Origin of the sequence: Nocardia sp. NPDC051030 (genome assembly GCF_040683015.1) — a bacterium.
GTDB lineage: Bacteria > Actinomycetota > Actinomycetes > Mycobacteriales > Mycobacteriaceae > Nocardia.
The window spans coordinates 229,365-237,472 of the sequence record NZ_JBFBCD010000004.1 but is presented as its reverse complement, the minus strand read 5'-3'; the positions used below and the strand labels follow the sequence as shown (position 1 = coordinate 237,472).

The window sequence follows — 8,108 nt, the reverse complement described above, 5'->3', positions numbered from 1 at the left end:
TTGTTTTTTTGTTGTTTTTCCTTCCTATATATTTTTGCCCTGCGCCGTGGTGGGGGTGGCCGTCGTGTGGGGTGGTGTTGCCGCAGCAACGGGGGCCCACACCACCTGCACGTCAGTCGCCGAAGTCGAATTCGCCGGCCCGCACACCTGACCTGAACGCTCGCCACTCGGACTTCGTGAACCACAGGGTCGGGCTGTGCCGATCCTTGGAATCACGCACTGCGATCCGGCCTTCGTGGTAGGCGACCTCTACGCAGTCGCCGCCACCGTAGCTGAAGCTGCTCTTGGCAAACTTCGGGCCGCGATGCTCCCCGCGAGTGATATTGCAGTTCATGGTATTCGAATCCTTCCCCCGGAGGGCCACTCCCCATGGCCCTTCATGTGAATCACTTACGCCAAACACAGTGCTATCCGAACCACCGGCCGCGCAACTGAATTCGGCTGCTCGCACCGGTCGATGTGTCCAAATGCTCATGGACGCAACTTTACGGCGACCCACCGACAAACCACGGTGCCGCAGATAGCGCCCCTGCGGGTGAGAGATGCCGGGGTACGTGGCTATCCGCGGTCATGATCGACGAGATTTCTGGACACCCTCACCCCCTTGACAGCGACCCGGCCGGTTTTCAAGAGGTAGAGGTGGAGGAGCTGGTTGAACAGGGGCTCGAGGAGGTAGGTGAGCGGTATGTAATTCCGGGTCAGCGGCGGGACTCCTCGGCGAGGCGGGCGAGGGCTGCCGGGCGGGGGAGGGTGGCGCCGAGACGGTAGGCATGCTGGAAGTCGGCCTCGCCCAGGCGGGTGGTCAGGTCGGCGGTGAGGGACCGTAGCTCCGGATCGCCGTGGTCGAAGATGCCGCGGAGGGGCTCGGTCAGGCCGAGGGCGGTGGCGGCGGAGGTCGGGTTGTTCTCCAGGAGGAGGAGTTTCGCCAGTTGCTGGGCCGTCTGGGCCTCGGCCAGGGCGATGGTGGCCGAGTCGCCGTAGGTGAAGGAGGCCGCGACCACCCGGGGTAGCAGGGTGCGCGCCGCGGACGGGTCGCCCGCGGTGAGGCGGTTGGCGAGGCGGGCCGTGACGATTCGATTGGCGGCCAGCGCTTCCGGATAATGCAGGCGGCGGATGCGTTGTTCGAGATCGTCGAGGGCCTTGTCGGCGCGAGGGATGTCGCCGGAGCGGCGATGGAGCTCCGCGGAGTCGAAGAGGGTTACGGCGGCCAGGCGGGAGAAGCCGCGGTCGGCGGCCAAGCGTAGCGCCGCCCCGATGTCTCGGGCGGCCCCGGCCAGGTCGCCGCCGCGCATGCGTTCGACGGCGAGTTCGCTTCTGCTGGCGAGGATGTCGTCCTCCATGTCCAGTTCGGAGGCGATGGCCACGGCTCGTTCGAAGATTGTGATCGCCTGGTCGTGTTCGCCTCGCAGCGAATGATCGCGGCCCACGGCGAGCAGCGCGACACCCAGACCCCAACGGTCGCCGATGATCTCGAAATCGTGCAGGGCCTCGCCTCGTGCCGACGCACCGTCGGGCAGGCGGCCCTGTCCGGTGAGGGCGACATCGCGTACGAGGTGGGCGCTGGCGCGCACCCAAGGGTCGGGCCAGTCCATTGCCCGCCGGAATTGTTGTTCGGCAAGATCTTCCAGACCCGCGCGCGAGGCCAGCAAGGCGGTCCACAGCGGCAGCGCGGGGTGGAATTCCAGCGCGCCGGTGGCCTCGCAGTCGGCGACGACCTCCGACACCCACTGCGCTTCGACGTCGAGGCCTCCCGCCATCGCCTCGATCACCCGCAAGGCCGCGCGGGCTCCATCGCTCAGGGCGTCGCCCAGGCCGCGCACCTCCGCCAGGGACGTCTCGAACTGGGTGCTCATCCCGCGAATTCCCCAGTACCAGAACAGGGCTCGGACGAAGCGAGAGGAAAGATCCGGGTCTCCGGCGGCCAGCACTCCGCGGAGAGCGGCGGCCATATTCGCGTGTTCGGCATCGAACAGGGCGATGGCATGGAGCTGCTCGCCGGTGCGGAGGAAGGGCTCGTGTTCTTCCGCCCGGGCGAGGAAGTACTCGGCGAAACGATCGGAGAAGTCCTCGCCCGATCGAGTCAGCTGCTCGGCGGCGTACGCGCGAATGGTGTGCAGCATCCGATAGCGGGGCGTGCCATCGCCGGTGGACTCCACAATGGACTTCTCTACCAGCGCGCCGAGGACATACAACACCTCGCTCTCGGGCATTGCGTCGTCAGTGCAGATCGTCTCCAGGGCTTCGACCGTCGCGCCGCCGGGAAACAGGGAAAGCCTTGCGGCAAGGATTCTTTCGGGTTCTTCGAGGAGATCCCAGCTCCATTCGACCAGGGCGAGCAGGGTGCGCTGGCGCGGCAATGCGGTGCGGCTGCCCGAAGTGAGCAGGCGGAAACGATCGTCGAGCCGTTGCGCGATCTGATCGACGCTCATGGACCGGAGTTTCGCCGCCGCGAGTTCCAGGGCCAGGGGCATGCCGTCCAGCCGACGGCAGATCTCGAGCACCGGGCCGAGCGTGCGTTCGTCGAGGATGAATCCGGGGCGGACGGCCACCGCACGGTCGATGAAAAGGCGTACGGCCGAAGAGCTTTCCGCTATTTCGAGTTCCGGCGTCCCGGCCGGAACCGCGAGTGGTGCGAGATGCCACAGCGTCTCACCGGTAATGGCCAGGGACTCCCGGCTGGTGGCGAGTATGCGCAACTGCGGGAGCCGGTCGAGCAGACGTTCGGCGAGTTCGGCGGCCGCCTCGATCAGGTGCTCACAATTGTCCAGAACCAACACTGCCGCACCGACATCCAGCAGTTCCGCCAGCCGGTCCGTCTTGTCCGTCCGTGGCTCGCCGGAGGCGTTGTCCAGTGCGCCTGCGACGGCATCGGTCAGTTGGTCGGGCGCACCGACTTCGGCCAACGGCACGAAAAACACTGGGCCGCCGTGGTATCGGTCCATCGCTTCGAGTGCGAGCCGGGTCTTGCCCGCACCGCCGGGGCCGACAATGGTGATCAACCGGGATTCGGTGAGCAGCCGACCGAGTTCCTCGAGCTCCTCATCGCGCCCGACGAAGCTGGTCAACCGGGCGGGCAACTTACTGCCGACGGGTTCCCTTCGCGCAGTGGGCGTTTCCAGCTCGCCCCGCAGCAATGCCAGATGCGTCGCCCGCAGCTCGGCCGACGGGTCGATGCCCAGCTCTTCATCGAGACGGCCGCGCATGTCCTCGTACACGGCCAGTGCGTCGGACTGCCGTCCGGCGGCCGCCAGGGCTCGCATGCGCAATGCGGCCAGCCGTTCCCGCAAGGGATGTTCGGCCCCGGCCACCTCCAGGTCGGACAGGATGTCCGCGAAGCGCCCCGAGCGTAGCTCGGCCTCGAACCGATCCTCTATGACACCGGCGCGCAGATCATCCAGTCGGACGGCGGCGCTGCCCGCGAAGGGCGCGTCCAGTACATCCGTCAGGGCCGCACCCCGCCACAATCCCAGCGCCTCCGTGAGCGCGGACGCGGCCGCCTCGGCCCGGTCGGCCGCCAGTTCGCGCCGCCCCTGTGTGGCCAGCTCCTCGAACCGCTCGGCATCCACCACCACGCCCGGCAGCCGGTATCCCCCGGAGGTCAACTCCACGGTCCCGACTCCGCGCAAGGCCTTCCGCAGCCTGGACACCAGCGCCTGCAACGCGCCCGCCGCCTCGCTGGGCGGGTCCTCACCCCACAAACCGTCGATCAGTGCCGGTACGGGCACGACGCCGCCCGCTTCGAGGGCCAGCCGCGCGGCCAGCATCCGTACCCGGACCCCGGCGATCTCCACCGCCGTTCCATCATCCGCAGTCATCTGAATCGGACCCAGCACACCAACCCGCACCCGGCGAGTCTTCCAGAACCGCCCGGCACCCTGTTCGCGGCGGCACGCATTACCCGGGAGGTAATCGACCCGCGGCAGCGAGTCCGGCACAGTCGTCTGCATGACCGACATCGCAGTGGATCCCCTCGGCACCCAGTTGTTCGCGACCATGCCCTTCACCGAGGGCTTGGGCGTCCAGGTCCTCGAATGCGGACCCGCACAGGTCCGCTCCCGACTCCCGTGGAACGAATCCCTCTGCACCCTCGGCGGAGCCATGCACGGCGGCGCGCTCATGTCGCTGGCCGACGCCACCGCCGCGGTCTGCGCCTATCTGAACCTCCCGGAAGGCAAGCAAGGAACCACCACCGTGGAATCCAAGACCAACTTCCTCCGGGCCCTGCGCTCCGGCCACGCAACCGCCACCGCCCGACCCCTCCACGCGGGCCGCAGTTTCATCGTCGTGGAAACCGAAATCCGTGACGACGCAGACAAACTCATCGCCAAGGTGACCCAGACCCAAGCCGTTCTCTGAAAGCCCTTGCGGCATTGTCACCTGATAGTGATAACCTCCCCGGCGGGGTGGGGAGAGGGCCGTTACCCGCGCTACGAAATTCGGCCCGGGAAAAGGATTTTCGAATGAACAAGACCATGCGTCGTCGTACCGCCGGGATGGCCGGGCTGGTTGCGGCCGCTGCCGCGACCCTGACCATCATCAGCCCGTCCGCGGCCTTCGCGGAGCCGTTGAGCGTCACAGAGCCCGAGGTCACCACCGTCGCGCCCGACGAGGTAGTGGCCGATCCGGTGTGCTCGGCGATCACGCAGGACATCGACCTGTCGAGTCTCTGCAATGACGTTCACCATCACCGCCCGCACTCCGGCTCGGGTCGCTGACGCCTGACTGACCAAGCCCCGGGCGGCTCCCAGCAGGGAGCATCCCGGGGCTTCGTGCATTCTGGTCGTGGCCTGCGCGTTCGGGTGGTTCGCGTTCAGGTGTAGAGGTCTTCGATCACTGCGGAATACCGTTCGTGGATGGGCTTGCGGCGGGGCTTCATGGTGGGGGTGACGAGGGCTCCGCCGGGCTGCCAGAAGTCGGGGACTATGCGGAATTTCTTGATCTGCTCGACTCGGGAGAGTTTGGTGTTGGCCTGATCGATCGCGTCGGCGACCGTGCGTTCGAGCTCGGGGTGGGTGGCGAGTACGGCGGGATCGGCTGGGAGACCGTGTTTTTCGGCGAAGGCGGTGGCGACATCGGGGTCGAGGCTGATGAGGGCGACATTGTATTTGCGGTTGTCGCCGATCGCGATGGCTTGGCCAATCATGGGGGCGAAGGCCTTGATCCAGTTCTCGATATTCGAGGGCGACATGTTCTTGCCGCCCGCATTGATGATGAGTTCCTTTTTGCGGTCGACGATTCGGAGATAGCCGTCGGGGTCCAGGTCGCCGATATCGCCGGTGTGGAGCCAGCCTTCGGGGTCGATGATCTCGGCGGTTTGCTCGGGCTGGTTCAGGTAGCCCTTCATGACCAGCGGGCCTCGGACCAGGATTTCACCATCGTCGGCGATTCGAACGTCCAAGCCGTCCACGGGTTTTCCGACCGTGCCTGGCCTGACCTGGCCCGGCGGGCAGATGCTCGCCATGCCCGAGAGCTCGGACATGCCCCAGGCGTCGCTGACTTCGATGCCCAGACCATTGAAGTAGCGCAGCAGTTCCGGTGACACCGGGGCCGCGCCCGAGATCGCGACCTTGATGCTGTCGAGGCCCAGGGTGGTGCGGACCTTGGACAGGACCAGTGAGTCGGCGACGGCGTGCTGAGCGCGTAGGAGCGGGCCGATCCGGTCGCCATCGAGGCGGGCATCGGACATTCGGCGGCCAACGGCCACAGCCCATTTCGCGAGCTTGGCCTTCGCGCCGGTCGCTTCGCTCAGATTCTCCTCGATGCCGCCGCGCAGCTTCTGCCACACCTGCGGCACCGCGCCCAGCAGGGTGGGGCGGCAGTCGGCGAGCCCGGGCGCGAAACCGGCGCGATCGGCGACGGTGGTGATCGTATTGCCCAGGTACATGCTCAAATACAGCGCCGACCAGCGATCGGCAATATGCGCCGAGGGCAGGAACGACAGCACTCGCTCATCGCGGGTGGCGTTCGCGAGGCTGATGGTGGCCCGGACCATGGCGAGCATGTTCGCGTGCGTGAGCTGCACGCCTTTGGGGGCTCCGGTCGTACCCGAGGTGTAGATGAGCGTCAGCACATCATCGGGTTGTACTGCGCGCCAGGTCGATTCGAAATCGAAGTCCGGGTCGACCGCGGCCGCGACCTGGTCCAGGCTCAGCGTTCCCTCGATCTCCGCGTCGATGCAGACCACATGCTTGACACGGGTTCCCGTGCGCCCCTTGTCGATCGACGTGAGGAACTGCTCTTCGCACACGACGACCTCGGCCCCCGAATCCGTCAGCAGATGATTGATCTGCTCGGGGGAGGACGTGTTGTACATCGAGAACGGCGCCGCCCCCAGATGCACCACCGCGGTATCCACCGGATAGAACTCCGGCCGATTGGTCATCATGAGCGCCACCCGATCGCCCGCCCGCACCCCGAGCCCGGCCAAGCCACCCGCGATCTCCCGTGCCCACTCGCCCCACTCCCCGAACGTCATGGCCCGGCGATCCCCCGCGGTACGCACCCCCACCACCCCCGGAGTCCGGGCAATGGTCGCCTGAAATGCCGCACACATGGTGGTGGCCGGGCTTGCTGTCATAGCGCGAACTCTCCTTGCCGGATCGGATCGACTACCCGTCAGCATACGTACGGCAAACTCAAGTCTGCGGCCCGGTGATCTGCGCCTCGCTTGTCAACAACGGTCGAAGCCCGGACCCGCCTCATGGAATACTCACGGCACTGCTGAGGTTGGCCCCTCACGCGATACGGCCATGCGACCGAAGGACTTTGAGCAATGGGTAAGCAAGACATGCACTCCGACGACCCGCTCACGGACTTCGATCCGCGCGAGATCACCATCGACGGTGTCACGAAGAAGGTGTATGTCTCCGGCACGGGCCCCGCAGTCCTCGTCATGACCGAAATGCCCGGAATCAGCCCCCATGTCGCCCGTTTCAGCCGCTGGGTCCGCGAAGCCGGATTCACCGTCTACATGCCCTCCCTCTTCGGCCGCGACGGTGCCGTGGTCAGTGCCGACGAAGGCGCCGACGTCTTCCGCCGCGCCTGCGTCAGCGCCGAATTCCGCGCCTTCGCCGCCGACGAATCCAGTCCGGTAACTCTCTGGCTACGCGGCCTGGCGAGCTTCGCCCATAAGGAGTGCGGCGGCCCCGGCGTCGGCGCGATCGGCATGTGCTTCACCGGCAATTTCGCCCTCACCATGATGCTCGAGCCCGCCATGCTCGCCCCGGTCCTGTCCCAACCCACCCTCCCGCTGAACGACCCGGCGGGCCTGCACATCGCTCCCGACGAACTGGCCGCGGTCCGAGATCGCCTCGACCGCGACGACCTGACCGTCCTGGCCTACCGCTTCTCCGGCGACCGCTTCTGCCAAGCCCAGCGCTTCGCCGCCTACTCGGAAGCTCTCGGCGACCGCTTCATCGGCCGAGTCCTCCCCGACAACGCCGCCAATCCCGATACCGCCCCGTTCTTCACAACCCACGTGGCCAGCCCCCACAGCGTCGTCACCGCCCACCTGATCGATGAAGAGGGCCAGCCGACCCTGGCAGCCCGAGACGAAATCCTCGCCTTCTTCCGCGACCGCTTGACCGCTCAATAGCGCCGCCCGAGATCGGGAGGGAAGGCATACGGGTTCTCATGGCCGGGGTCGTCCCAATCATCAACAGCGTTGCGTGAATCGGCCGGTACCTCGCCCACCTCGGGAAACCGCGGCAGCGTCGACGCCGCCGCAGGGTCATCGGCGGGGGTGCGTACCCCGGCCGGTGCCTCGCCGACTTCGAGAAACCGCCGCAGCGCCGCCGCCACCGCAGGGTCCTCCGCAAGCTCGCGCCGCCGCTCCGCAACCTGCGTCGAAGCGTGCTCGAGCGCCCTCGCGTGCGCATCCCTGATCGCCTGCGCGAGAACCGGATCCGCCAACTCCAGCGCGGTGATCCGCCCATCCGCCGACACCTCGACCCGCACCCCCGCCACCTGAGCCGACCCCCGCACCCGCTCCACCGCGTCCTGCACCCGCCGAGCCTTCCGGGCGATCTCCTCGAACCGCCCCTCCACCGACTCGGCCATGACCGATCTCCTCTCGGGTGAATCGTTTCGTACAGCCTTCTGCCACAAGT

Annotated in this window: 7 protein-coding genes; 3 read left to right on the top strand and 4 right to left on the bottom strand. The window is 67.0% G+C overall.

Going from position 1 to position 8,108, the window contains the following annotated elements; translation table 11 throughout:
• Positions 1–112 precede the first annotated feature (112 nt).
• Both AB0N05_RS14720 and AB0N05_RS14715 read right to left on the bottom strand, forming a co-directional pair.
• Positions 113–334, bottom strand: coding sequence for a DUF397 domain-containing protein (locus AB0N05_RS14720; protein WP_364692952.1), 222 nt, complete (start codon positions 332–334; stop codon positions 113–115).
• A 364-nt stretch (positions 335–698) separates the two neighbouring features.
• Positions 699–3,947: a BTAD domain-containing putative transcriptional regulator gene (locus AB0N05_RS14715; protein ID WP_364692949.1), complete on the bottom strand. Its 3,249-nt coding sequence runs from the start codon at positions 3,945–3,947 to the stop codon at positions 699–701.
• Between AB0N05_RS14715 and AB0N05_RS14710 the strand changes: the two genes are divergently transcribed.
• Both AB0N05_RS14710 and AB0N05_RS14705 read left to right on the top strand, forming a co-directional pair.
• On the top strand, positions 3,946–4,356 hold the full coding sequence (locus AB0N05_RS14710; RefSeq protein WP_364692946.1) for a PaaI family thioesterase: 411 nt from the start codon (positions 3,946–3,948) through the stop codon (positions 4,354–4,356). The two genes, AB0N05_RS14715 and AB0N05_RS14710, sit on opposite strands and share 2 nt — an antisense overlap.
• 104 nt (positions 4,357–4,460) lie before the next feature.
• Positions 4,461–4,715, top strand: a complete 255-nt coding sequence (locus tag AB0N05_RS14705; RefSeq protein WP_364692943.1) for a hypothetical protein — start codon at positions 4,461–4,463, stop codon at positions 4,713–4,715.
• Positions 4,716–4,810: 95 nt separating this feature from the next.
• Here AB0N05_RS14705 and AB0N05_RS14700 read toward each other — a convergent pair whose 3' ends face one another.
• Positions 4,811–6,577: a long-chain fatty acid--CoA ligase gene (locus AB0N05_RS14700; RefSeq protein ID WP_364692940.1), complete on the bottom strand. Its 1,767-nt coding sequence runs from the start codon at positions 6,575–6,577 to the stop codon at positions 4,811–4,813.
• A gap of 195 nt (positions 6,578–6,772) precedes the next feature.
• Here AB0N05_RS14700 and AB0N05_RS14695 point away from each other — a divergent pair, with 195 nt between their 5' ends.
• Entirely contained in the window at positions 6,773–7,594 is an 822-nt protein-coding gene (locus AB0N05_RS14695; protein WP_364692937.1) for a dienelactone hydrolase family protein, read from the top strand.
• On the opposite strand, the gene AB0N05_RS14690 is transcribed toward AB0N05_RS14695, so the two are convergent.
• Positions 7,588–8,058 carry a YbaB/EbfC family nucleoid-associated protein gene (locus AB0N05_RS14690; RefSeq protein ID WP_364692934.1) on the bottom strand — a complete coding sequence of 157 codons (471 nt, stop codon included), beginning with the start codon at positions 8,056–8,058 and terminating at the stop codon, positions 7,588–7,590. The two genes, AB0N05_RS14695 and AB0N05_RS14690, sit on opposite strands and share 7 nt — an antisense overlap.
• Positions 8,059–8,108: the final 50 nt, after the last annotated feature.

Excerpts from the sequence above, each read along its gene's own strand:
- AB0N05_RS14720 (WP_364692952.1), bottom strand. The coding sequence starts at position 334 with ATGAACTGCAATATCACTCGCGGGGAGCATCGCGGCCCGAAGTTTGCC.
- AB0N05_RS14695 (WP_364692937.1), top strand. The coding sequence starts at position 6,773 with ATGGGTAAGCAAGACATGCACTCCGACGACCCGCTCACGGACTTCGAT.
- AB0N05_RS14690 (WP_364692934.1), bottom strand. The coding sequence starts at position 8,058 with ATGGCCGAGTCGGTGGAGGGGCGGTTCGAGGAGATCGCCCGGAAGGCT.
- AB0N05_RS14710 (WP_364692946.1), top strand. The coding sequence starts at position 3,946 with ATGACCGACATCGCAGTGGATCCCCTCGGCACCCAGTTGTTCGCGACC.
- AB0N05_RS14705 (WP_364692943.1), top strand. The coding sequence starts at position 4,461 with ATGAACAAGACCATGCGTCGTCGTACCGCCGGGATGGCCGGGCTGGTT.
- AB0N05_RS14715 (WP_364692949.1), bottom strand. The coding sequence starts at position 3,947 with ATGCAGACGACTGTGCCGGACTCGCTGCCGCGGGTCGATTACCTCCCG.
- AB0N05_RS14700 (WP_364692940.1), bottom strand. The coding sequence starts at position 6,577 with ATGACAGCAAGCCCGGCCACCACCATGTGTGCGGCATTTCAGGCGACC.